The sequence below is a fragment of the Candidatus Omnitrophota bacterium genome (genome assembly GCA_018830005.1).
Classification (GTDB): Bacteria; Omnitrophota; Gorgyraeia; order JAHJTE01; family JAHJTE01; genus JAHJTE01.
This window is the reverse complement of sequence record JAHJTE010000003.1, coordinates 229,272-253,891: the sequence shown is the minus strand read 5'-3', so window position 1 is coordinate 253,891 and position 24,620 is coordinate 229,272. Positions and strand designations below refer to the sequence as shown.

Here is a 24,620-nt window from a genome sequence, read left to right as displayed (position 1 = left end):
TATCATAAAGCCACGGGAAAGTGATGCCGAAAAGGTGAAGACTTCAAGATTTGAAGGCGAGATTTTGACTGAAAGATCGCGAAGAAATCTGGCTATCTTAGAAGCTATTAGACGCAGTGGCCCGATAAGTAAAACAGATATATCTAAACTCGTGGGGCTTAATATCGCTACTGTTTCGAATTACATCGAAGAATTTTTGAAAAAAAATATAGTTATGGAGAAGACGCTTGATGTTTCAGGCGGGGGCCGCAGGCCACTCTTACTTGATCTTAATCTGCAGCGAGGAGTTGCTATTGGCGTTGGTTTAAATTTATTGCATATGGTAGGAGTGATGACCGACCTCAACGGCAAGTTGCTACACTGCATAAAAAATGAAAAGCCAGAGTTAAATATTCAGGATATAGTTGCCTCAATCATTAAGATTATTAAAGAACTTCAGGCTGAGGCAAAAAAACAGAACAAGATAATTGAAGGAATAGGCATAGGAATAGCTGGCGTCGTAGATAAAGAGGGCGAAACAGTCTCTTGGCCGCAAAGGATTTCGCAAGACCCGACTAATTATGCAACAGTCTATCTGCCGTTGAAGGATATTATCGAGCACGAGTTTGGACTAGATGCCTTTATTGACAATGATGCCACATTGGCCTGTTTTGGGGAACAGTGGCTGACTTTGAACGCAGAGACAAAGCACATTCTTTATTTATTTTCAGGAGTAGGTTGCGGTATCATGATAAATGGTGAGATTTATCGCGGTGCAAGTGGAGGAGCAGGGGAGTTTTCTATATCAGATTCAAAGGATGATGGATTTTTTAATTGTGACTTCGGTTCTCCTTGTTTATTGAAACGTACTGAGGCGGATTTAGGTATTTTAGATGCAGCAAAGAATAAATTTGTCTCTTATCCGGAATTACAAAGTTCCTCAACGATCATGAAATTGGCAGGCAATGATATAACCAAAATTACGCTTTCTTCTGTGTTTAAAGCAGCACGCCAGGCAGATACAACAGCCTTAGAATTGGTTAGTGCTGCAGCAAAGAGACTGGGCAGAAAGCTTGCCTTTCTTGTAAACTTTCTAAACCCTCAGTTAATAATTATTGGCGGTGGCCTAGAAGAGGCAGGCACTGCTCTGCTTGATGTTATAAGAAGTGAAATTGACGAGTGGTCTTTTAAGGAGATGGCTAAGGCCGTAAAGGTTATCCCGTCTCGTTTAGGGGAAAATTCCGTAGCCTTAGGTGCGGCAAGTTTAGTAGTGCGCAATATGTTTGCTGAGGCCTGAGATTAATTTTGTTAAATAGGGGGTAAAATGGGGAAAGGTCCAAAACTAATTATTATTGGATTATTAATTTTATTATTAGTAAGTATATTTTTCTTGCTTCAACTTTTTCAACAGAGACAGTCATTTCAACAGGGCTATGAAGAGATAAAAACAAAACTTAACACCCAGACAAGTAATTGGTCAGGTCAGGTTTCTCGTCTGAAAGAAGATAAGGAGCAGCTGCAGGTTAAGATCTCAGGGCTTGAAAAAGATATAAATGATTTAAAGGGTGAACGTGATAGTGCAGTAGAAAAATACGAGCTGTTATCGAAAGAAAAGGAAGAGTTAGTAGGAAAGTTACAAGGCTTAGCCCTGGCAAAGAAGGAAGGGCCAGCCTTTGAGCCTACTCAAGCTGAGATGCTAGAGCCGGATGAATATTGGGCCAGCATCCTAAAGAGCAAGGCTGACTTAGAATTGAGATTATCTGATTTAAAAGATGTGGTGAGTGATTTACAATTGAGATTAGATAAGGCAGAGCAAGAAAAGAATGATCTGACCTTAGCTGTCTCGCAACTAGAGCAGAATAATCAAGACATGTCGCGCCAAGTTACCTACAATGAGCGTCTGGCTGAAAATCTCTCGAAAGAGCTGATGCGCGAACAAAAGGATAAAAAGGAAATCTTAGAGCAGGTTAAAAATATAAAGCAGGAAAATATATCGCTGCGCGCAAGAATAAAGGAAGTAGATAAGACAAATTTTTCACTTAAAAATAAATTAAAAAGGATTGATGAAGAGAGAAGTCAGTTAGATAAAAAGGTTGAAGAAATGAATCTTGATATTGAGAAAAAAATTCAAGAGGTGACTCTTGCCACAGAAGAGATAAAGGCTATGTCCGGTTATGAGCAGATCAAGAGTGCCGCCAGTCAAGAGGGCGAAACTAAAGGAGTGGAATTACCGCCGATAATAGTCAAGGGTGAGAAGATAGATGCGATCAATGATTTAAGGATTATTTCTGGTAAGGTTATTGCTATAAATGAAACGAATAATTTTGTCGTAATAAATTTAGGTGAAAATCAAGGCGTGACAATCGGAAGAAAGTTTGACGTTTATCGCAATAAGGTCACAATAGCGCGCCTTGAGGTAATTCAGGCACGAAAGAATATAAGTGCAGCAGATGTCATTAATGTTAATCCCAAACGCGATATTAGGATTGGCGATACTGTAAGATAAATTTTAAATAGTTGCTAGAAATAGATTTTCTCATGTCTAAGCTTTAAAATTCTTACCGCCCGTAAATTTTTTTACGGGCATATTTTTCTCTTATAAGTATGAAAAAAATTACAATTCTGGATGTAGCAAAGGCTGCATCAGTTTCTACCACAACAGTATCCCGCGTTATAAATAAATTCCCCTCTGTAACTTCGAGAAATCGCCTTAAGGTTGAAGAGACTATCCGTAAATTAAAGTATCGGCCCAATACAAGTGCTCAACGCCTTGCGGGAGGAAGGGCAAATACTATTAGTTTAGCTATTCCTCGCTACAGTGGATTATTTCATTCATTTTATGCGATTGAAATTATTCGTTCTATTGGAACGATTTGCGAAAGGATGAAGTTGGATTTATTGCTTCATCTTGGCGGCAAGCGCGCCTTCCCTAATTTAGGTTCAGTAGACGGCATAATCTTTGCCGATGTTATTGGTAATGAAAATCAGGTGGATGAAGTCTTAGATCAAGGCATTCCTAGTGTTGTCATCAACAAAAGAATAGATTCTAAAAATGTAAATTGCATTTATATTGATAATAGGGCTGGTGCACGTGAGGCAGTGAATTATCTTATAAGTCTAGGGCATAAGTCTATCGTTCATATCAGCGGTGATCTGCATACGCAGGCAGCCCAGGAGCGGCTTAAGGGATATAAAAAGGCGTTAACTGATAACAGAATTCAAGTAAATGAAAAGTATATATTTAAGGCTGACTACTCTCGTAATTCTGCTCGGGCCGCAAGTGAGAAGATTATTAAGATGCATAATAAGCCGACTGCTATATTTGTGGCAAGTGATGATATGGCAATGGAGGTAGTGTCTTGTTTATCGGAAAAAGGTATCAAGGTTCCCAGCGATATTTCAATCATTGGTTTTGATGATGATCCTGTAGGACTTTTTGGTCCGATCAGATTGACCACTGTCAGGCAACCATTGACTGAAATGTGCGAGAAGGCCTTAGAGACATTGCTCTATATTATTTCCGGAAAACCCAAGACAATAAAAAGTTCTGTTCTCAAAACAGAATTGGTTATTCGCGATTCTGTTGTGCCATTCGTTTAAGGGGCTGCAGCGAGGTTATGACCACCATCTATTGTATCCTTTCTTCAGATATCTACTATATATAGTATTTTTCTGCTTGACAGAAAAACAAAACAGATGTATACTTTTTAGCACTTGAGATCGTTCTAAAGAAAATCTTAATTTCAATAATCCCCGTAATCATATTCAATGAGGTGTGAACATGTCCGTTAAGCTTTCCCAGAATGCCATAACAGTGTTAGAACGGCGTTATCTAAAAAAGGATAGCAAGGCAAAAGTTATAGAAACCCCCCAGGAGATGTTTGAGAGGGTTGCTAAGGCTATAGCCTCTGCTGATAAACTCTACGCTGCAGATAGGGCCAAGCTTGAGAAGACCGCATCTAGATTTTATGAGGCAATGACTAACTTAGAATTTATGCCAAATTCACCCACACTTATGAATGCGGGAAAGGAGCTAGGTCAGTTATCAGCTTGTTTTGTTCTCCCCGTAGATGATGCCATGGAAAGTATTTTTGAAGCAATAAAGTCAACGGCTATGATCCATAAAAGTGGCGGTGGCACGGGTTTTTCCTTCTCTCGTTTGCGCCCTAAGAATTCAGTAGTTAAATCTACGGGAGGTGTTGCCTCTGGGCCGGTTTCCTTTATGAAGGTCTTTGATGCTGCGACTGAGGCTGTGAAACAGGGTGGAGCTCGTCGTGGGGCGAACATGGGAATACTGCGGGTTGACCATCCAGATATCTTAGAATTTATTAAATGCAAGCACGAAGATAAAAAGATAAATAATTTCAACATATCCGTGGCTGTTACAGATGATTTTATGAAGAAATTAGAGGCAGGCCAAGACTATGATTTGATTGACCCGCATACAAAGGAAGCGACAGGCAAGCTTAATAGCAAGGAAGTCTTTGATTTGATTGTAAAGATGGCACACAATAATGGTGAACCAGGGATTATCTTCATTGATAAGATGAATAAATTTAATCCTACGCCAGAGTTGGGAATGTATGAGTCAACTAATCCCTGTGGAGAACAGGTCCTCTTGCCGTATGAGAGTTGTAATTTAGGTTCTATAAACCTTTCCTTAATGGTTAAGAAGGAAGGCGCTAAATCCGATATAGACTGGCAGAGGTTAAAACGCATCACCCATACTGCAGTGCATTTTCTGGATAATGTTATTGATTTAAATAAGTTTCCTTTATCCGAGATCGAGACCAAGACAAAACTAACTCGTAAGATTGGTTTAGGCGTGATGGGTTGGGCAAGTTTACTGTTTTTATTAGGGACTCCTTATAACAGCGAAGAGGCTGTGGTCTTGGCTGAGAAATTAATGTCGTTTATCTTAGATGAAGCAAGAAAAAAATCAGCTGAGCTTGCAAATGAGCGCGGGACATTTCCTGCATTTAATAAAAGTATTTATGCCAAGTCTGATCCACCTTTGTTTTTAAGGAATGCAACAGTAACTACAATTGCGCCAACAGGCACAATTAGTATTATTGCCGGGCCTTGTTCTTCTGGTATAGAACCTGTATTTGCTATTTCTTATTATCGGAATGTCATGGATAAGGATAAGCTTGTTGAGGTTGATTCAATATTCGAGCAGGTGGCCAAGGAAAGAGGTTTTTATTCTAAGGAGTTGATGGAAAAAGTCGCTGAGGCAAATTCTATAGCAGAGATTCAGGAGATACCCCAGGATGTGCGCAAGATTTTTGTGACTGCGCACGATATCTCGCCGACCTGGCACATCCGCATGCAGGCTGCATTTCAGAAATACACGGATAATGCCGTATCCAAAACAGTAAATTTTCCCAATGATGCTACTGAAGATAATGTCAGCGAAGTTTATATGTTAGCGTATAGGCTAGGATGCAAAGGTGTTACAATCTATCGTGATGGCAGCAGAGAAGAGCAGGTCTTAAATATAAATAAAGCTAAAGACAAAGACGAACCAGATACTGATGCCTTCAAGAAGAAGATTATTCCCAGGGCAAGACCTGAGGTTGTCTGCGGTACTACGACAAAGGTCGCCACAGGTTGCGGTAATCTCTATGTAACGATAAATTCCGATGAAAAAGGCAGGCCATTTGAGGTCTTTACTCAGATGGGCAAGGCAGGAGGCTGTGCTGCTAGTCAATTAGAGGCTATTGGCAGGCTTGTTTCTTTGTCTTTGCGTTCTGATTTAGACGTAAAATCAATTATTGAGCAATTAAGAGGCATACGATGTCCGTCTCCTTCTTGGGAGAAAGGTGTGCGCATTTTCTCTTGCGCTGATGCTATTTCCCGCGTGGTTGAGAAGAGATTGCTAGATACCTCAAATGAGGACGTAGAGGATGAGGCAGCAAGTAAGGAGGATATCTTAGTTAACGAGGAGCGTGTCATAAACAGAGTTCTTCGCAGCGCAAATATTGTCGGGGTATGCCCTGATTGTGGCGGCGCCCTGCGGCATGAAGAAGGCTGTATTAAATGTTACGCGTGCGGATATTCTAAGTGCTAGATAAAAATATAAGGTAATTTTTTGTATGAAAAAGATTCTTTACGTGGTTTTAGATGGCTTGGGTGATCAGCCGATTAAAGAGCTGGGTAATAAGACTCCGCTTGAGGCAGCACTTACTCCGCATATGGATAGACTGGCCCAAACTGGAATTACAGGCCTTATGTATACAGTGGGTGAAGGCATTGCGCCTGAATCAGACATTGCAGTTATTAGTTTATTAGGCTACGATGCACATAAGTATTATACAGGCAGGGGTCCATTAGAGTCCTTTGCCGAAGGCATAGAAGTCAAAGATGGGGATATTGCCTTTAGGGTGAATTTTGCAACAGTGGCTGATGATGGTGTAACTATTAAGGACCGCAGGGTAGGAAGAAACCTTTCCACCCAAGAAGCAACTGCCTTGGCAAAAGAGATTAACGCTAATGTGAATTTAACCGACGCCACTTTTGAATTTAAAAACACGATAGGACATCGGGGTGTTCTTGTAATAAGAAGCAAAAATGGGAATTTAAGCGCTGGCATCAGTAATACAGATCCTGCCTATGAAAAGCAGGGCTTTTTTGGTATAGCAAAGGAGAAATTCCAAATGCGCCTAAAAGAGGCGCAGGTTGTTGCTGAAGCAGGCGATTCATCTTCTGCCCAAGAAGCAGCAAGGCTTATTAATGAATTTACTAAAAAATCTAACGAGGTTCTGAATAAGTCTTTTGTTAATAAAAAACGTATCCAAGACGGTAAGTTGTCAGCAAATGTTATTCTTTCCCGTGATGCGGGCAATAGACTTCCTAAATTTCCGCCTGTTAGCGAAGAATATAAAGTTAAGTTTGGTTCATTTGTGGAAATGCCGGTTGAACGCGGTATAGCCCTGCTTACTGGAATTGATATCGTAGAGGTGCCTTCCCAGACTGGGCATTTGGATGTTGACTATGGAATCTGGGCCAAGATTGCATATGAGAGGATCAATGAATTTGACGGATTGTATATTCACATTAAAGGACCAGATGAGCCAGCGCATGACGGTGATTATGCGAAGAAAAAGAAATCGATCGAGGCAATTGATAAATTCTTTTTTGGCCAGCTGTTGAAAAAGAAAAATGATTTGTCTAATGTTCTAATTGCCGTTACGGCTGATCACTCTACAGTTTGTAAAATTAAGGCACATTCTGCTGATCCTGTACCTTTGTTAATCAGCGCCTCAGGCATAAAACCCGAAGGAGCCTTGAGCTTCTCTGAGAAAGCGTGCAGCAAGGGGAGTTTAGGTACGCTTTTAGGCAAAGACCTTATGGGTCTTTTGGTTAAGTTGGCAAAGGAATAAACCCGCCATTATTATAAGTTTTTAATTTTCGTTTTGCGCTTTCCTGTTTCAAACCTTAAGATATTTTGATATGAGAAGAGATTACGATGTAATAGTTGTAGGCGCAGGTCATGCCGGCATTGAGGCAAGTCTTTCTTGTGCACGCATGGGCTGTGTAACAGCCCTTTGTACTCTAAGACAGGATACGATAGGCGCTATGAGTTGCAATCCAGCAATTGGCGGTGTGGGCAAAGGTCAGTTGGTTAAGGAGGTTGATGCCTTAGGCGGAGCAATGGGTGAGGCTGCTGATAATTGCTCCATAGGATACAGAATGCTTAATATGTCAAAGGGACCTGCAGTTCGTTCTAGCAGATGCCAGATAGACAGAAGACTCTATAGAGACTACATGACTAATCTGATAGCCAGGACAGAAAATATCACCTTACATATTTGCGAGGTAACTGAGATCATTATCAAAAATAAAAAGGCTCATGGTGTGCGAACCTCAAAAGGTGATGCGATATTTGCAAAGGCAGTAATTATTACACCCGGGACATTTCTCAATGGTCTTATGCACATCGGATTAAAATCTTTTCCTGGCGGCAGATTGAATGAGACCGCTTCTGTATCACTATCTGAAAATTTAAAGAAACTTAAATTTAAGATCAAGAGATTTAAAACAGGCACTTGTGCACGTATCAGGCAAGAGACAATTGATTTTTCTAAATGTAAGATTCAGCTGCCGGATTCTAATCCTATTCCTTTTTCTTTTGCTGGCAGACCAAGCAGCTTGAAGCAGCTGCCTTGCTTTATTACCCACACAAACGCTGACACCCACAAGATTATAAAGAAGGCCTTGAGGTTCTCGCCGCTTTTTACCGGAAAGATTAAGGCCAGCGGAGTACGCTACTGCCCTTCTATTGAAGATAAGGTTGTAAAATTTCCGCACCACCTACGACATCAGATTTTCCTTGAGCCTGAAGGCCTGGATAAGGAGGAGTATTATCCTAACGGGCTTTCTACCAGCCTGCCAGAAAAGGTCCAGATTAAAATGTTTCATTCGATTAGAGGATTGGAGGATGCTAAATTCAGTCGTCCTGGTTATGGTATAGAGCATGAGGTTATTTGCGCGACTCAACTACACCCAACCTTGGAGAGTAAAAATTTCAAGAATCTTTATCTTGCCGGTCAAATTAATGGTACTACTGGTTATGAAGAAGCAGCGGCCTTAGGGTTGATAGCTGGAATCAATGCTGGTTTAAAGATCAAGGCTAGGCAGCCATTTATTTTAAGCAGGACTATAAGTTATATTGGCGTGTTAATTGATGAGCTGGTAAGTAAAGGCACAGATGAACCATTCAGGATGTTTACTTCACGCGTGGAACATCGACTCCTTTTGCGCGAAGACAATGCAGATTTACGCTTGCGCAAGTTTGGCTATGAGTTAGGTCTGGTGGATGAAAGCGATTATCAGTCTATGCTGGAGAAGAAAAAAAATATCGCAGCAGAACTGGATAGATTAAGAAAAACAAAGATCAAGCCTGATAAACGCATAAATTCTATATTGAAGGATATTAAAAGCACACCTTTGAAAAAATCCATAAGCCTAGAAGAATTATTAAGGCGGCCTGAAATTACCTATCAAAAACTAAAATATTTTGATTTTGAAGGCAAAATAGAGGATAATCTTTATCAGAGCATAAACAGCGAAGTTAAATATGCACCATTCGTTAAGCGCCAGATAGAAGAGATAAAGCGTTTCCGGAATCTAGAAAAAATAAAGATTCCGCCAAGGTTGGATTTTTCTAAAATCTCCGGGCTCTCGCGAGAGGTAAAAGAGAAGCTAGGTTACTTTAGGCCTTCTAACATGGCGCAGGCCTTGCGTATCTCTGGGGTTACGCCGGCAAGCATTTCACTTCTGATGATCTGGCTAAAAAAACAAACAAAATCACCTGATAAAAAATGCTTACAGACCCGATAAAGAATTACCATAGTCTAAAAGATGAGGCGATAAGGTTAGGGGTAAGGCTTTTTGGCGTTGCAGATATTACTGGTATCAGGCAGGAAATTAAGCTAGCGCAAGACCTGCCAGATGGATTCAAGCGTGCTGTATGCTTAGGTATATCTTTAAGTAAGGCAATTTTGGATACAATAGGAGATTGCCCTAATAAGATATATTTTCATCACTACCGCAGCGCAAATGTTTTTCTTGATCAGGTAAGTTTTAGATTGGCGAATTTTATTCAGAGTAAGGGGTTTCAGGCCTTGCCCATTGCTGCTTCTCAGATTATTGATTGGCAAAAGCAAACTGCTCATATATCACATAAAAAAATCGGCTATCTAGCAGGATTAGGCTGGATTGGCAGGAATAATTTATTGGTAACTAAGGAATTTGGCTCTCAGTTTAGATTGACAAGTATATTAACTGATATGACCTTGAGGGCTAATAAGCCTAAAATAGAAGAAGATTGCGGCCAATGCCGCAGTTGCATAGAGGCCTGTCCTGTAGATGCAATAGGAGAAAAAACAGATGATTTTTCTCATCAGAAGTGTTTTGAGAAACTTCAAAGTTTTCAAAAAAGCGGCTTAGTCGGCCAATATATCTGCGGAGTATGTGTTAAGGCATGTAAGGGAGGGGCTTTAGGAATATGAGCCCATTTTCTCTTTACAAAATTAGGTTTAGATTGTATAATAAAATCATAAGTTTTATTAACACAATGGAATAGGAAAAATTAGATGAAGAAGCTAAAGTTAGGCCTGCCGAAAGGGAGCTTACAGGAGGCAACTTTGAGGATGTTCCTTAAGGCAGGTTTTAAAATTAATGTAGGTGCGCGTTCTTATTCTCCCAGCATCGATGACGTTGAAATCGAACCAGTCTTGCTGCGGGCTCAGGAGATGCCGCGCTATGTAGAGACAGACCTCGACTGTGGTATTACAGGTGAGGATTGGATTCAGGAAAATAATGCGCGGGTTATTCGGGTTAAGGAACTAGTCTATGCCAAGCAGTCGATGTGTCCTGTGCGTTGGGTCATCGCTGTCCCGGAAGGCTCATCTATAAAAAAGGTGAAAGACCTAAAAGGTAAACAGATTGCTACAGAACTTGTGAATGTAACCCGTAAATTCCTAAAGCGAAATAAGGTCAAGGCCAATGTTGAATTTAGCTGGGGAGCCACAGAGGCAAAGGTAGCGCAAGGACTGGTGGAGGCAATCGTGGAACTTACTGAAACCGGAACTTCCTTAAAGGCAAATAAATTAAAAATACTTGCTACAGTATGTGAATCTACCACGAAACTTATTGCCAACCCGAAAAGCTTCAAGGATAAATGGAAGAAGGCTAAGATCTTAGAACTTGCCATGCTTCTTGAAGGGGCAATAAGTGCTGAAGGAAAAGTTGGTCTTAAGATGAACGTTAATGCCAAGAATCTAAACAGCGTCTTGGCTGTTTTACCAGCTTTAAAGAAGCCCACAGTCTCTCATCTCAGTAATCCTGGCTGGTTGGCTGTTGAGACGATAGTTGAAGAATTTATTGTTCGTAAGATTATCCCTAAGCTGAAGCGCGCTGGTGCAGAGGGAATCGTCGAATATCCACTTAATAAGATAATATTATAAATTCTTGTATCAATGTCTGTCTCTGGCTAAAGACAGATAATAATTTGAGGAGATTTTATGCCTTGCGGTAAAAAAAGAAAAAGAAGAAAAATCCGTACTCACAAGAGAAAAAAGGCGCTGCGTAAGCGCAGACACTTGAAAAAACGTGCTTGGGGTTAATAGGCATCAATAATTTACTTAGGTTGATTTACCCTGCTAGAGGAAAACTTTAACGTTTTTAAAGTTCTCTAAAGGGCCTGACAATTACCTACGTGTTATTTGTCTCTAACGGGGTTTATTTATGTCACTGTTGCGCTTTTTGTTTGTAGCTGTTATTCTTTTTTCTTTTCTAGGGCTTACTCCTTGTAACCTGCCATTTGATGTTGATAAAGACAAATCTAGAGCATATGCCCATTATATGATGGGCATTCTTTTTGACCAGCTCAATAAGACGCAAGAGGCCCTTTCAGAATTTGAACAGTCTAAGCGCTATGATCCAGATTCTGATACTACTAATTTAAAAATCGCGGTTGAGTACATAAAGCTGGGACAAGAAAATAAGGCCGTCGATGAATTAAACCGCTCATTGGAGCTTAACCCGGATAACCTGCAGGCGCGCACCTTACTTGCTTTTGTGTATTCATCCTTAGGTGAATTGCAACTGGCAGAAATTCAATATGAGATTGTCTTAAAACAGGTATCAAAGGAGGACCCTGAGAATTTAGCAACACATCAATATCTTGGGCAGCTTTACTTTCAACAGAAAAAATACGACAAGGCCTTAGAGCAGTTTAAATTTATATTAGACATTGATCCTAAGGATGTTAATGCTAAATTATTTACTGGTCTTATTTTTGATGAGCAAGGTTTACGCACAAAGGCTATAGCTGAGTTTAAAGGCATTCTTGAATTTGAGCCAGAAAATCCCGATGCCTTAAATGCCTTAGGTTATGTGTATGCCCAGATGGGTAAGAATCTTAACGAGGCAGAGGAATTGATCAATAAAGCACTCGAGCAACACCCTGACAATGCCGCATATATAGACAGCCTGGGATGGGTATATTTTAAGAAGGGAGAATTTGAAAAAGCGCAGGGATTGCTGGAAGAGGCATCCAGGCTTCTCGAGGATCCTGTTATCTTCGACCATCTGGGAGATGTTTATTCAGGTATGGGAGAGTTTGAAAAAGCACAGGATATTTGGCAGAGAAGTATAAAACTTAAAACTATTGATGAGGCGACTAAGAAAGGCATAGAAGACAAGCTTAAGAAATTAATTATAGATAATGATTAGTAAAGATAAAATTAAAAAATTAGAAGAGAAAGCCAAAGATTTGCGCAAATCAATAATCCATATGCTTTCTCTGGCTAAAAGCGGCCATCCCGGAGGTTCTTTGTCTTGTGCTGATATCTTAAGCGTCTTGTATTTCCATGTCTTAAACATAGATCCTGCTAATCCGGCTTGGCCAGAGAGAGACAGATTTCATCTATCCAAAGGCCATGCCTGTCCAGTGCTTTATGCAGCACTAGCTGAATGTGGTTATTTTGATAAATCCCAGCTAAGCAGCTTACGGAAACTCGGTTCGTTATTACAAGGACATCCTGACAGGAGAACGCCGGGAATAGAGGTAGCGAGTGGTTCCTTGGGTCAGGGTCTGTCGGTTGGCTTGGGGATGTCATTGGCAGCACGCCTGGATAAACTGTCTTATCGTGTGTTTGTGCTTTTAGGCGATGGAGAGATGCAGGAGGGAAACGTCTGGGAAGCAGCAATGGCTGCCGCACACTATAAATGCGATAATCTCTGCGCTATTGTTGATCAGAATGGATTCCAGATTGACGGAAAGGTTTCAGAGATAATGGAAATTGAGCCTTTGGCAGATAAATGGAAGGCATTTGGTTGGCATACGATAGTAATAGATGGCCACAATATAGGAGAAATCCTGCGGGCATTTGAGGAGGCAGCCAGCATTAAAGGCAAACCATCAGTTATTATTGCCAAGACAGTAAAAGGCAAAGGCGTTTCTTTTATGGAGCATGTAGTAGATTTTCATGGTCGTGCACCTAACGAGGAAGAGACGAAGAAGGCACTTAAGGAATTAGAATAGTTATGGGTGAAAAACTTTACGCAAGAGATGCATATGGCAAGGCCTTAGTTGCCTTAGGGAAAGAGAATCCTAATATTGTTGTTTTAGATGCTGATCTTTCTGGCTCGACGCGAACAGCAATGTTTGCCAAGGAGTTCCCGGAGCGCTTTTTTAATTTTGGCGTTGCAGAACAGAATATGATGGCGACTGCTGCTGGCCTGGCCAGTTGCGGCAAAACTGTATTTGCTTCTACATTTGCGATCTTTGCTTCTGGCCGCGCCTGGGATCAGGTGCGCAATTCAATTTGTGCTAATAACTTTGATGTTAAGATAGTTGCTACTCACGGCGGCATAACCGTTGGTCCGGATGGCTGCAGTCACCATGCAATTGAAGATATCGCGCTTATGCGTGCCATCCCTGATAATATGACTATAATAGTGCCTGTTGATGCGCAAGAAACAACTCAGGCAATATTTGCTGCTGTTAAGAATCCAGGCCCAATGTATATACGCCTGGGTAGAGCAAAGACTCCTACGATTGAATCTAAGGCTGAATTTAAAATTGGCAAGGCCTATTGCCTGCGTCAGGGAAAAGATATAACAATAATTGCCTGCGGGATTATGGTTGAGCAGGCGCTCTTAGCGAGTCAGGAGCTTGCCAAAGGAGGCATAGATGCGCGGGTTATTAATATGCATACAATCAGGCCTGTGGATTCAGAAGTCATTATAAACGCCTGCAAAGAAACTAAGGGTATAGTGGTTTGTGAAGAACACGTTATAAATGGAGGCCTGGGTTCAGCAATTGATGATGTTGTTTTAGCGCACAAACCAATATATGTAAATAGAATTGGCATAGACAATCGTTTTGGTCAGTCAGGAGAATCAGAAGAATTATTAGAAGAGTACGGCTTGACTGCTGGAAGAATTGTCGAATCTGCCAAAGGGCTTTTAGATAAATATTCCTAATGCGTTCTTTATCTATTAAGGCTCCGGCAAAGTTGAATCTCCTCTTACGTGTCTTAAGTAGGCGGCGAGATGGATATCATAATATCCAGAGCTTGTTCGAACGCATTAATCTCTTTGACAATATAAGAGTTACTCCCAGGGATGATAGCAAGATTACTGTATCCTGCACTCATCCTAAGGTGCCGGGAGGAGCTGGTAATCTCGCATACAAGGCAGCCAAGCTATTAAAGTGTAGGTTTTCAATTAGAGATGGTGTTAATATTGCTATTTTGAAAAATATACCTGTTGCTGCTGGTCTAGGCGGTGGTTCTTCGGATGCTGCGGCAGTAATTTTGGCGTTAAACCAGTTGTGGAAATTGAAGTTAGGTAAAATTGAGCTTTCTGGTATTGCTGCCTGCATTGGTTCAGATGTAGGATTTTTCCTGAGAAATAGCAGTTTTAGTTTAGTTACTGGACGCGGCCAACTCCTGCGGCAGTTGAAGACAGATTTGCGTCTTTGGCATATTTTAGTAGTCCCGGATGTTTTTTTATCAACAAAGAAAGTCTATAGGCAGTTTGATAGGCTAAAATCAGAAGAATCCAAGGGTAGAAAAGCTCCAAATAAGAGCCCTACGCGAACATTGACAAAAGAGACAAAAAATGTTACTATGTTAAGCCCTTTGGATAAGCTTAATAGAGATAAAGGGGTCTCTCTAGCAAGGTTGATTTCCCGCTTGGCTAGATCTAGTAATTTGAGTATACATTTGCAGGCTAATCATAACAGCCTGGAGCAGGCTGCTGTCTTTTTTGCGCCCCAGATAAGCAAGATAAAGCGCATGTTACGTTCTTTTGGTGTTAAATATGTGGGCATGTCTGGTAGTGGCCCCAGTGTATTTGGTATCCTACACTCAAGAAAGGAGGCAGAAGACCTAAAAAAGAAGCTCGCCAAATTTAGAGATTGGCGCACTTTTGTTGTTAGGACGTTCTAGTTCACGTAGGCGATTCTTACGCCCTGTTTGCTTTGGTGTAAGAGGTGAGGCATTCATTAAGGGAGTGCTTCGATTTCGCTCAATACTTCTGTGTAAAAGGCCTTGAGCGAGCGAAGCGAGTCGAAGGAGGCGAAACCAACTATGGAGATAACAGAAACAAGAATATTCTTAAAGGAAAGCCCGGATAAGAAACTAAAGGCCTATGCTACTGTAACATTTGATAATGCATTTGTTGTGCGCAATATCAAAGTTATTGAAGGTAACAGCGGCCTGTTTATTGCCATGCCTTCCCGGAAGATCAAGTATTTGTGTCCAAAATGTTCATTTAGAAATGAGGCTCGCGCTAAATTCTGCAATCAATGCGGTGGTCAGGTACCTGACGTTAGCAGGGCACAATCTCCTCAGGCGAGAACCGAGTCAGAACACAGGGATATTGCCCATCCTATCACGCAGAGTTTCCGAGAATATCTTCAGAAGAAGGTCTTGGATGCCTACGAACTTGAAAGGTCTAAGGGTCCGTCAGTAGTTCAGGGGAATACTGGCGAAAGGATAGCTTAATAAAATAGCGAATTAATTGGGATGTCGTCTAATTGGTAGGACACGAGAATTTGGGTCTCGGTATTCTGGTTCGAGTCCAGACGTCCCAGCAATTGGAGAGAGCCCCTAATTTAGGAAACCTCGTTGGGCATGACCTGAAATTATCCCCGTCTCTTTGAACAAATCCCACCTGTTAAATAGAGGCGGTTAGTCAGCTCATTAAAATTTAAGCTCAAATTTGTATGAAGAAAAACAGATGTATTAGTGCCGTGGTTCTTGCTGCTGGTAAAGGCGTACGCATGAAGTCCAAAAAACCCAAGGTGCTCATTCCGCTTTGCGGCAGGACATTACTGGATACGGTTATTGATAATTTATTGAAGGTAAATGATTTTAAAGAAATAGTCATTGTCTTGAATAAAGAGCTTCTATTCCTAAAGCGCAAATTAGAGGCCAGGAATCAAAGAATAAAGGTTGCAATTCAACTCAAGCCTTTAGGTACAGCAGATGCCTTAAAATCTGCTTTATCTAAAGTCGCTAAGGCAGCTTCAGATATATTTGTTATTAATGCTGATGTTGCGCTTTTTAAAGTCGCTACTATTAAGAGGTTAATTGATTCACATATGCACTCTCTGAGAGCGGCTACATTGTTAAGCGCTGTTTCTGAATCGCCGGCAGGTTACGGCAGGGTTATAAGAAACAAGACAGGTCAGGTAGAGAGGATCACAGAAGAGATAGATTTGTGCGAGGAAGAAAAACAGATAGGAGAAATTAATAGCGGCATATATTGTTTTAAGAAAGGCGTCCTAGGCCGTGCGCTTGGTCAGATTAGGCGCCGCAAAAATAAGAATGAATATTATTTGACGGATGCGATCGGGATCTTACTTACTCAAGGAGTAGGTGTAGTCAGCGCCCAGACCCTGGAGGAAATCTTGGGTATTAATTCTGCAGCTGATCTTGCCAAGGCTGCGAGAATTATGTCCTCGAGAATTGTTAGTGGCTTTTTGGCAGAGGGCGTAAAGATCATGGATCCTGCAAATACCTATATTGAAGCAAATGTGAAGATTGGTACGGAGACAGTTATCTATCCTTTTACATATATTGAAACTCAGGTAGTGATTGGCAAGGATTGTTCTATCGGACCCTTTGCGCGCTTAAGAAAAGATGTACATTTGGATGACAATGTGACAGTGGGAAATTTCGTTGAACTTTCTCGCACGCGTGTTGGCTCAGGAACCATCATAAAGCATTTTGGCTATCTGGGTGATTGTTCTATTGGAAAAAAAGTCAATGTTGGCGCAGGTTCAGTCACCGCTAATTTTGATGGCTTAACTAAGCATAAGACGCACATCGAAGATGGCGCATTTATTGGTTGTGATACAGTTTTAATTGCTCCTGTAAAGGTAGGCAAAACTGCTGTTACAGGTGCGGGTTCAGTACTTGTAAAAAAGAGAAATGTGCCAAAAGGCAAAGTAGCAGTGGGAGTTCCAGCTAGAATTATCAATAAGAAGAGAGGATAAAATGGATAAATTGACTGTATTTACTGGAAACGCTAATCGTAAATTAGCAGAAGATATCTGTAAATATCTAAGGCTGAAATTAGCCGATGCATTGATTACTAGTTTTAGTGAAGGTGAGATTCGGGTTAAGATTAACGAGAACGTGCGGGGTAAAGACGTATTTGTTATTCAGCCGACTTGTCCGCCTCCCAATGATAACCTCATGGAGCTTTTAATTATGATTGATGCACTCAAACGAGCATCGAGCGCCAGGATTACTGCTGTTATACCTTATTATGGTTACGCCCGCCAGGACAGGAAAGATCAGCCGCGTGTTCCCATAACCGCAAAGCTTGTAGCTAATCTCCTAACTAGTGCTGGGGCAGATAGAGTCCTGACAATTGATCTACATGCGGGTCAGATTCAAGGCTTTTTTGATATTCCGCTGGACCATTTGTTCGCTATAAATGTTTTCGTTGATTATTTTTCTAAATTAGAATTAGAGAATTTAGTAATTGTGTCTCCTGATGTGGGTGGTATCAAAATGGCACGTGCCTACGCCAAGAGGATGTCTGCGCAGTTGGCTATAGTAGATAAACGGCGCCTTTCTCCTGATCAGATTGAGATTATGAATATATTGGGAGAGGTTAAGGGAAAGGATTGTATAGTCGTTGATGATTTGACTGCTACCGGAAGTTCACTTATTGAGGCTGCTGTTGCCTTAAGAAAGGCAGGGGCTTGCGATATCTACGCAGCTGTGGCGCACGGTGTGTTATCTGAAGATGCAATAAGCCGCATTGAAAAATCAATTTTAAAGGAATTGGTAATTACTGATACAATACCCTTGCTTGATAAAAGTGAAGGCTCTCGGATTAAGGTTCTTTCTGTGGCTCCGCTTCTGGGAGAGGCGATAAAAAGAATCCACAGAGAAGAGTCAGTAAGTTGTTTGTTTGATGATTAAAAATATTTAATGCATTCGTTGGAGGATTTATGGAGGAGATTCAATTAGAAGTATCTTTGCGTAAAGAGAAAGGAAAGTCTAAGGTTAAGGCCTTAAGGCGCGCTAAGCTTATCCCGGCAGTGGTGTATTCAGATAAGGCCAATCATGTCTTAAGTATTGACAGAACTTGTTTTCAAAGGGCAATAGGAACTCATCCTGCTGAAAACGTTATTGTGAATTTGAAGATTCGCGATGAGGCAAGTGACGCTAAAAAACATAAAGAACACTACGTTATCATAAAGGATATCCAGTATGATCCGGTATTGGATACTATCTTGCATGTAGATTTTCATGAGATTTCACTTACGGAAGAAATCACCGTAAAAGTACCTATAATAGCTAAAGGTGAGCCCATAGGCGTTAAACAGGATAGCGGGGCATTAGAACATCAATTATGGGAATTGGAGATTAAATGTTTACCCAGGAATATGCCTGAGAAAATAGAGGTTGATGTGACCTCGCTTAACATAGGAGATAATATCCATGTTAAGGATTTGAAATTGCCTGCAGGCGTTGTTTTCTTGCAGGATCCAGAAATGGTTGTAGTATCTGTTGCAGCTCCGATTAAAGAGGAAGCGCCACCTGAGGAGGCGGTTGAAGGCGAGGCGGCTGAAGGCGCACAAGAGCCTGAGGTAATAAAGGAGAAGAAGGAGAAAGGCGAAGAGGAGGGAAAAGAAGCGCCGGAAGTTAAGGAAAAGCCAAAGGAAAAAACTAAAGAATGAGATTGATTGTTGGTTTAGGCAATCCAACTGCCAAGTACAGGGATACGCGTCATAATATCGGTTTTAAAGTCATAGACTCACTTGCTGAGGATAATAGCATAAGATTTAGGACCAATGTTAAGGCAAGGGCTAGAATCGCAAGTGGCCAAATTTGCGGTAGGAGAGTTCTCCTTTTTAAGTCACTTAGATTTATGAATATTTGCGGCTTAAGCCTTTCTCCTTTTATGCTAGAGAAAGATATCGAAATAGGTGATTTACTTGTTATCTGCGATTGTTTGGATTTAGCCTTCGGAAAGATTAGACTTAAAAATAAAGGTTCTGATGCGGGTCATCGCGGAATGCGTTCAATAATAAATGCTTTAGGCAGAAATGATTTTAGTCGTTTAAAGATTGGTATTGGAAGATGTCTTGATGCAAGCTCTGATGTGAGTGAATATGTCTTATCTAAATTTAATCCGAGAGAAAAAAGAGAGTTTCCTCAAATTATTGAAGATGCAGAAAAAAAAATTTGTGAATGGATAAAGAATGGGGGTTAATTGATTTATGAATAATTATGAAGCAATGATCTTGATGAGGCCAGATTTATCGGAAGAAGAAAGAAAAGTTGTGTTTGATAAGATAAGGGATGCCATCGACAAAAAGGGCGGCCAGATAGAGGTCTCTGATATTTGGGCTGAAAAGAAGAGGCTTGCCTTTAATATTAGCTCTGCCTTGACAAGCGGTGGCCTAAAAAGATATGGCGAGGCCTTATTTTATTTAGTTAACTTTAAAATAGCTTCAGAGGCGATAACTCAGTTAAGAAGCGAATTTAAATTAAATGATTCAATAATTAGGGTATTAATCGTCAAAAGGAGTCAGGGCTTAGTAAGCGTCAAAAGCGCAAGCTAAATTGTGCCCTCATTGAGGGAGAGATAACATGGCTAATTTTAACAAGGTGTTTTTAATCGGAAACTTAACCCGAGATCCTGAACTGCGCTATACCCCTTCAGGTACTGCTGTAGCCAATTTGCGCATTGCTACAAATCGCAGATTCAAAGATAAAGAAGGGCAGCAAAAGGACGAGGTCTGTTTTGTTACGGTTGTTACCTGGAATAAACAGGCTGAGGTATGCAATCAGTATCTCCAGAAGGGCAGGCCAATTTTTGTGGAAGGAAGATTGCAGTCGCGTTCTTGGCAGGCGCAGGATGGAAGTAAAAGAAATGTATTAGAAGTTAGGGCTGAACGTGTGCAATTTTTAGGAGGAGCTTCCAAGGGACAAGATGCATCAGTCCAGACGACTGAAGAAAAAGAACCAGCTAAGCAAGATAGCGTCCAGACAGACTATGGTCTAGATCCTTCCTGGTCAGTGGACGAGGATGTTTCTTAGGTTCACATATAACCTTTAGTTCTACATAAATAGCCAATAAATTATGTGCTCATCAAAGGAGGAAATAATTGTTTAAGAGAAGGAAGCTTGATAATAAGTTCAAGAAGAGAAATTTATTTTTGAGGAAAAAGGTCTGTAGATTATGTCGGGATAAATCCATAGAGATGGACTATAAAAATATAAAATTTCTCGAGAGGTTTATCAATGAGCGCGGTAAGATTATCTCAAGCCGCATTACAGGTAATTGCGCAAAACACCAAAGAAGTTTAAGCCAAGCGATTAAAAGGGCTAGATTTGTAGCATTGCTACCTTATACACGCTAGGCCCTATAAAATCACATTCATGATTTTCGCAGGGCCCTATAAGAATTCTAGAAAAGCAGATTTAGCAAAAGGATTAAGACAATGGAGATTATATTACGTAATGATATCCCAAAATTAGGTAAGGCCTATGATGTAGTTAAGGTTAAAGCTGGTTATGCAAGAAATTATCTCTTACCCAAAAATTTAGCCTTTAGAGTAACGCAGGCTAATTTAGAAAAAATCGAAAAAGAAAAGAAGGCTAAAAAACTGGCGGGAGAAAAAGATAAGAGTCATTATAAAGAGATTTGTAGCAGCTTAAGCGGAAAATCCTTTACTATCCCTGTTGCTACTAACGAAGAAGAAAAACTCTATGCAGGCGTTTCCAAAGAAGAAATAGTAGAGGCAGTCAAACTTGAGGGCATAGACATCCAGCCGAATAATGTACTAATGGAGCAGGCTATTAAAGAGTTGGGTATTTATGAAATAGAAGTCCGTTTAAAATATGACATTGTAGCCAAGATAAAAATTTGGATAGTTAAAAAATGAAGAAACGCGCTCAAAACACTAAACAGAAAGAACCAACAGTGTCAGCCTTACGTACTAACCCTAATAACATAGAGGCAGAGATGGCCCTGTTAGGTTCAATGATTATTGATGAAGACGCGCTCCATGCTGGCATGGAAGTAACAAAAGAGGAATATTTTTACAAAGAGATTCATAGGAAGATTTTTCGTTCTTTAGTAAATCTTTATAGTCACAGCAATGCAATAGATTTAGTCACACTTGCGGATGAGCTGAAGAGGCAGAAGGTGATTGAAGATATCGGCGGGGCTGCTTATCTTACAGAATTGACAAATGCAGTCCCTAGCACAACTAACGTAAGTCACTATGCGCGTATTGTAAAAGAAAAGAACGTACTCCGGAGCCTTATTACTAATGCCACACGCATTATAAGTAGTGCATATGAGGCAGAAAATAAGGTTGATGAAGTCTTGGATCATGCCGAGCAGTTAATCTTTGACATAAGCGATAGCCGAATAGAGTCTTCAAATCTGCCGCTGAAAGAGGTTATTAAGAATAGTATTGAAACGATTGATAGGCTTTATCAGCGCAAGGCGCATGTTACGGGCCTGCCTACAGGATACAGTGATTTTGATGTGCGTACAGCAGGACTGCAGGCTTCGGATTTTATCGTGATTGCGGGACGTCCTTCAATGGGTAAAAGCTCTTTTGCCTTGGGCATTACTGAACATCTGGGCTTGGTAGAAAAGATACCTGTTGCATTTTTTAGCCTTGAAATGTCTAAGGAGCAGCTAGCCCAGCGCATGATCTGTTCACATGCCCGCGTTGACGCCCACAGAGTAAGAACGGGTTTTCTTTCTGCAAGCGATTGGCCGAGGTTGACCCAGGCGGCAGGCAAACTATCTGATGCCAAGATTTTCGTTGATGATACAGCTTCTTTATCTATCTTTGAACTCCGTGCCAAAGCACGCAGATTAAAATCACAACATAATATACAGTTAATTGTAGTTGATTATTTACAGCTTATGCGCGGGCCGTCTAATGCAGAGAGCAAGCAACAGGAGATATCTGAGATCTCACGTTCCTTAAAGGCCTTAGCACGTGAATTAAGGATTCCTTTGATAGCCATAAGTCAGCTATCGCGTGCTGTTGAGTCGCGTACTGACCGTCGGCCACAATTGTCAGATTTAAGAGAATCAGGCGCTATTGAACAGGACGCTGATTTAGTTACCTTGCTTCTAAGGGAAGAGTATTACAATCCTACAGAGGATAATAAAGGTATTGCAGATGTTATTATCGCCAAACAAAGAAATGGTCCCGTTGGTTCAATGAAATTAACATTTATTAAGGAGTATACTAGATTTGAAGATATTGCCCCTTCCCACATCTAAACTTTTAAGTCTTGTTGTCGCATTCGTTATTACGTTTTCCTTAGGTCTCTCAATCTATGCCCAGGATGATGGCGCGGCATGGGAGAAAAAACAGATTAAGGAAATCGACATCATCGGCAATAAGACAGTCAGTTTATCTACGCTTATCTCCAAGATAAAGACCAAGGTTGGCAGTGAATATTCAGTAAAGGTTGCCAGAGACGATATAAAAAGGTTATACGCCTTGGGTTATTTTGATGATGTGCGTATTGAGCTGGAGGAGGTAGATACCAAGGTCAGGGTAATCTTCCATGTTTTAGAAAAACCGATTATAGGTTCTATCCGTTTTAAGGGCACGCGACGTATTCATAAGCGAATACTGCAAGAATCCATGAAGACAAAAGAAGAGACTTACTTGGATAAGCAGAGGTTACGACAGGATTTAGATGAAATAAAGCGAATCTATGCACGCAAAGGCTTTTCCTTGGTCCAGACAAGTTATGACTCTGTTCTGGATGAGAAAAACAATAAAGTCACTATAACGATTAAAGTCGATGAAGGCCTAAGTGCTCGCGTCAGGAGAGTTGAGGTTGAAGGTAATTCTGCATTTCCTGATTCAAGGATTATAAGCCTGATTAAGACAAAGCCTTCGGCTTGGTGGTTATTCAGAAAGGGCTATCTCGACGAATCTACTTTGGAAGAGGATATCCAGCGTTTAGGCGTCTTTTATCGCAGTGAGGGATATAGCGATGTTAAGATAGATAAAGAGATTTTAAGTTTGCGGCTGGGTTGGTACAGAATAGTGTTAAAAATCCAGGAGGGTAAGCGTTATTTTGTAGGTAAGATAACGATTGAAGGTAACGAGTCTTTTTCTTCCGAAGAGATAAAGGAATATTCTAAAGAGATGCGGCCCGATGCTGTATTCAGTCAAAATGGTTTGGAGGTTGATGAATTTAATATTCGCAGTTTCTATATGGATAGAGGATATATATATGCTAAGGTGAGCGCTATATCAAGTCTGAACCAGAAAACAGAAAAGGTTGATATACATTTTAAGATAACAGAGCACGAAATCAACTATGTTAATCTTATTAAAGTCAGGGGTAATATTAAGACCAAGGATGTTGTTATCCGTCGCCAATTGCGTCTAAGGCCAGGAGACCGCTTTGACGGAGCTAAATTACGCCGTTCCAAAGAACGACTCTATAATCTCGGATTCTTTGACGAGCTGGAGGGGATAGATTTTGATATAGAGCCTACGCAGGAGAATAATAAAAGTAATTTGATCGTAGAGGTAAAGGAAACGCACACGGGTGCTTTTAGTTTTGGAGGCGGCTACAGCTCAATTGATCAATTTATTGGCTTTGTTGAACTAGAGCAGAAAAATTTTGACTGGAAAAATTTTCCTTACTTTACCGGCGGGGGTCAGGATTTAAAATTGCGTGCCTCGGTTGGTAGCATAACTGAAATGTTTGATTTAAGTTTTACAGAGCCCTGGCTTTTTGATTATCCAGTATCTTTTGGTTTTGATATTTATAAGGAAAAGCGTGAGCGTGAAACTGATGTTGGATTTGGTTATGAAGAAGATAAGGCAGGTGGCGTTCTGCGCTTGGGAAAAGAATTATCCGAATATTGGTACATAAATACATTCTATCAGTTAGAGGAGATTGAAATCTCCGATATAGATGATAGCGCTACAGCCGATTTTAAGAAAGAGGAAGGGAAAAATCAATTGAGCACCTTGGGTCTAAGCGCTACCTTTGATAGCCGTGACAATATATTCGAGCCTCATAAGGGATTAAGGTCACAGAATAGTTTTGAATTTACTGGCGGACCACTAGGTGCAGATAAGGATTTCACCAAGTTCTCTCATTCTACAAGTTTGTTTTTTCCTTTACCTCGTGAAGCAGTAGCTATGTTTAAAGTAAGATTGGGCATTGTCAATCCTTTTGGTGATAGCGATGATGTACCGATATATGAGCGTTTCTTCGCTGGCGGCTCTGAGACGATTCGCGGATATAATGAACGAAAGGTTGGTCCGATTGATACTGTAACCGATGATCCTATTGGCGGTGAAGCGTTGTTGGTAGGTAATATTGAATATCTCTATCCATTATGGAAGCATATTAGGGCAGCTGCCTTTATCGATTCAGGAAACGTCTGGAGGAAGATGGAGGATTTTTCCAAGGGTGGGTTTAAGACCGGTATCGGGGTAGGTTTGAGGATTAAGACGCCTCTTGGGCCGTTTAAGTTGGATTATGGTTATCCTCTTCAAGTTGAAGCAGGGGAGGAACAAAAAGAGGGTCAGCTTCATTTTAGTTTTAGCCGTGGATTCTAATCTAGTTTATATATAGGTTGCTTTA

Annotated in this window: 23 protein-coding genes and 1 tRNA gene; all 24 read left to right on the top strand. The window is 40.8% G+C overall.

From position 1 onward, the window contains the following. Positions 1-34: 34 nt before the first annotated feature. The 24 genes from KJ593_07950 to bamA all read left to right on the top strand — a co-directional run bounded on the left by KJ593_07950 (position 35) and on the right by bamA (position 24,595). Complete coding sequence (locus tag KJ593_07950) at positions 35-1,276, top strand: ROK family transcriptional regulator (GenBank protein ID MBU2541815.1); 1,242 nt, start codon at positions 35-37, stop codon at positions 1,274-1,276. 27 nt (positions 1,277-1,303) lie between these two features. Continuing rightward, a complete protein-coding gene (locus KJ593_07945) occupies positions 1,304-2,485 on the top strand; it encodes a hypothetical protein (protein MBU2541814.1) in 1,182 nt (393 codons plus the stop codon). Between the two features lie 98 nt (positions 2,486-2,583). Then, a complete protein-coding gene (locus KJ593_07940; protein ID MBU2541813.1) occupies positions 2,584-3,579 on the top strand; it encodes a LacI family transcriptional regulator in 996 nt (331 codons plus the stop codon). 181 nt (positions 3,580-3,760) lie between these two features. After that, positions 3,761-6,049, top strand: coding sequence for a vitamin B12-dependent ribonucleotide reductase (locus tag KJ593_07935; GenBank protein MBU2541812.1), 2,289 nt, complete (start codon positions 3,761-3,763; stop codon positions 6,047-6,049). A 25-nt stretch (positions 6,050-6,074) separates the two neighbouring features. Then, complete coding sequence (gene apgM / locus KJ593_07930) at positions 6,075-7,361, top strand: 2,3-bisphosphoglycerate-independent phosphoglycerate mutase (protein MBU2541811.1); 1,287 nt, start codon at positions 6,075-6,077, stop codon at positions 7,359-7,361. A gap of 70 nt (positions 7,362-7,431) precedes the next feature. Next, on the top strand, positions 7,432-9,321 hold the full coding sequence (gene mnmG, locus KJ593_07925) for a tRNA uridine-5-carboxymethylaminomethyl(34) synthesis enzyme MnmG (protein ID MBU2541810.1): 1,890 nt from the start codon (positions 7,432-7,434) through the stop codon (positions 9,319-9,321). After that, positions 9,303-9,992 (top strand): 4Fe-4S binding protein, encoded by a 690-nt coding sequence (locus KJ593_07920; GenBank protein ID MBU2541809.1) that lies wholly within the window; start codon positions 9,303-9,305, stop codon positions 9,990-9,992. The genes mnmG and KJ593_07920 overlap by 19 nt, the downstream gene beginning before the upstream one ends. A gap of 84 nt (positions 9,993-10,076) precedes the next feature. Then, a complete protein-coding gene (locus KJ593_07915) occupies positions 10,077-10,949 on the top strand; it encodes an ATP phosphoribosyltransferase (protein MBU2541808.1) in 873 nt (290 codons plus the stop codon). A gap of 280 nt (positions 10,950-11,229) precedes the next feature. Further along, entirely contained in the window at positions 11,230-12,219 is a 990-nt protein-coding gene (locus KJ593_07910) for a tetratricopeptide repeat protein (GenBank protein MBU2541807.1), read from the top strand. Further along, on the top strand, positions 12,212-13,030 hold the full coding sequence (locus KJ593_07905; protein ID MBU2541806.1) for a transketolase: 819 nt from the start codon (positions 12,212-12,214) through the stop codon (positions 13,028-13,030). Before KJ593_07910 ends, KJ593_07905 begins: the two co-directional genes overlap by 8 nt. A 2-nt stretch (positions 13,031-13,032) precedes the next feature. Then, on the top strand, positions 13,033-13,974 hold the full coding sequence (locus KJ593_07900; GenBank protein ID MBU2541805.1) for a transketolase family protein: 942 nt from the start codon (positions 13,033-13,035) through the stop codon (positions 13,972-13,974). Next, positions 13,974-14,942, top strand: a complete 969-nt coding sequence (gene ispE / locus KJ593_07895) for a 4-(cytidine 5'-diphospho)-2-C-methyl-D-erythritol kinase (protein ID MBU2541804.1) — start codon at positions 13,974-13,976, stop codon at positions 14,940-14,942. The genes KJ593_07900 and ispE overlap by 1 nt, the downstream gene beginning before the upstream one ends. A 141-nt stretch (positions 14,943-15,083) precedes the next feature. Continuing rightward, positions 15,084-15,500 (top strand): septation protein SpoVG family protein, encoded by a 417-nt coding sequence (locus KJ593_07890; GenBank protein MBU2541803.1) that lies wholly within the window; start codon positions 15,084-15,086, stop codon positions 15,498-15,500. A 17-nt stretch (positions 15,501-15,517) separates the two neighbouring features. Continuing rightward, positions 15,518-15,589: transfer RNA gene (locus tag KJ593_07885), tRNA-Gln, on the top strand. Positions 15,590-15,721: 132 nt separating this feature from the next. Next, the gene (locus KJ593_07880) at positions 15,722-16,996 is read left to right on the top strand and encodes an NTP transferase domain-containing protein (protein MBU2541802.1); all 1,275 of its coding nucleotides are present in this window, start codon (positions 15,722-15,724) and stop codon (positions 16,994-16,996) included. Position 16,997: 1 nt separating this feature from the next. After that, positions 16,998-17,936 (top strand): ribose-phosphate pyrophosphokinase, encoded by a 939-nt coding sequence (locus KJ593_07875; GenBank protein MBU2541801.1) that lies wholly within the window; start codon positions 16,998-17,000, stop codon positions 17,934-17,936. A gap of 29 nt (positions 17,937-17,965) precedes the next feature. Next, positions 17,966-18,697: a 50S ribosomal protein L25 gene (locus KJ593_07870; protein ID MBU2541800.1), complete on the top strand. Its 732-nt coding sequence runs from the start codon at positions 17,966-17,968 to the stop codon at positions 18,695-18,697. Beyond that, on the top strand, positions 18,694-19,233 hold the full coding sequence (gene pth, locus KJ593_07865; GenBank protein ID MBU2541799.1) for an aminoacyl-tRNA hydrolase: 540 nt from the start codon (positions 18,694-18,696) through the stop codon (positions 19,231-19,233). Before KJ593_07870 ends, pth begins: the two co-directional genes overlap by 4 nt. Positions 19,234-19,240: 7 nt before the next feature. Then, on the top strand, positions 19,241-19,585 hold the full coding sequence (gene rpsF, locus KJ593_07860) for a 30S ribosomal protein S6 (GenBank protein ID MBU2541798.1): 345 nt from the start codon (positions 19,241-19,243) through the stop codon (positions 19,583-19,585). A gap of 28 nt (positions 19,586-19,613) precedes the next feature. Then, the gene (gene ssb / locus KJ593_07855; protein ID MBU2541797.1) at positions 19,614-20,063 is read left to right on the top strand and encodes a single-stranded DNA-binding protein; all 450 of its coding nucleotides are present in this window, start codon (positions 19,614-19,616) and stop codon (positions 20,061-20,063) included. A gap of 68 nt (positions 20,064-20,131) precedes the next feature. Next, positions 20,132-20,386, top strand: coding sequence for a 30S ribosomal protein S18 (rpsR, locus tag KJ593_07850; GenBank protein MBU2541796.1), 255 nt, complete (start codon positions 20,132-20,134; stop codon positions 20,384-20,386). 81 nt (positions 20,387-20,467) lie between these two features. Further along, positions 20,468-20,911, top strand: a complete 444-nt coding sequence (rplI, locus tag KJ593_07845; GenBank protein ID MBU2541795.1) for a 50S ribosomal protein L9 — start codon at positions 20,468-20,470, stop codon at positions 20,909-20,911. After that, a complete protein-coding gene (gene dnaB / locus KJ593_07840) occupies positions 20,908-22,278 on the top strand; it encodes a replicative DNA helicase (GenBank protein MBU2541794.1) in 1,371 nt (456 codons plus the stop codon). Before rplI ends, dnaB begins: the two co-directional genes overlap by 4 nt. After that, entirely contained in the window at positions 22,250-24,595 is a 2,346-nt protein-coding gene (bamA, locus tag KJ593_07835) for an outer membrane protein assembly factor BamA (protein ID MBU2541793.1), read from the top strand. Before dnaB ends, bamA begins: the two co-directional genes overlap by 29 nt. Positions 24,596-24,620 lie beyond the last annotated feature (25 nt).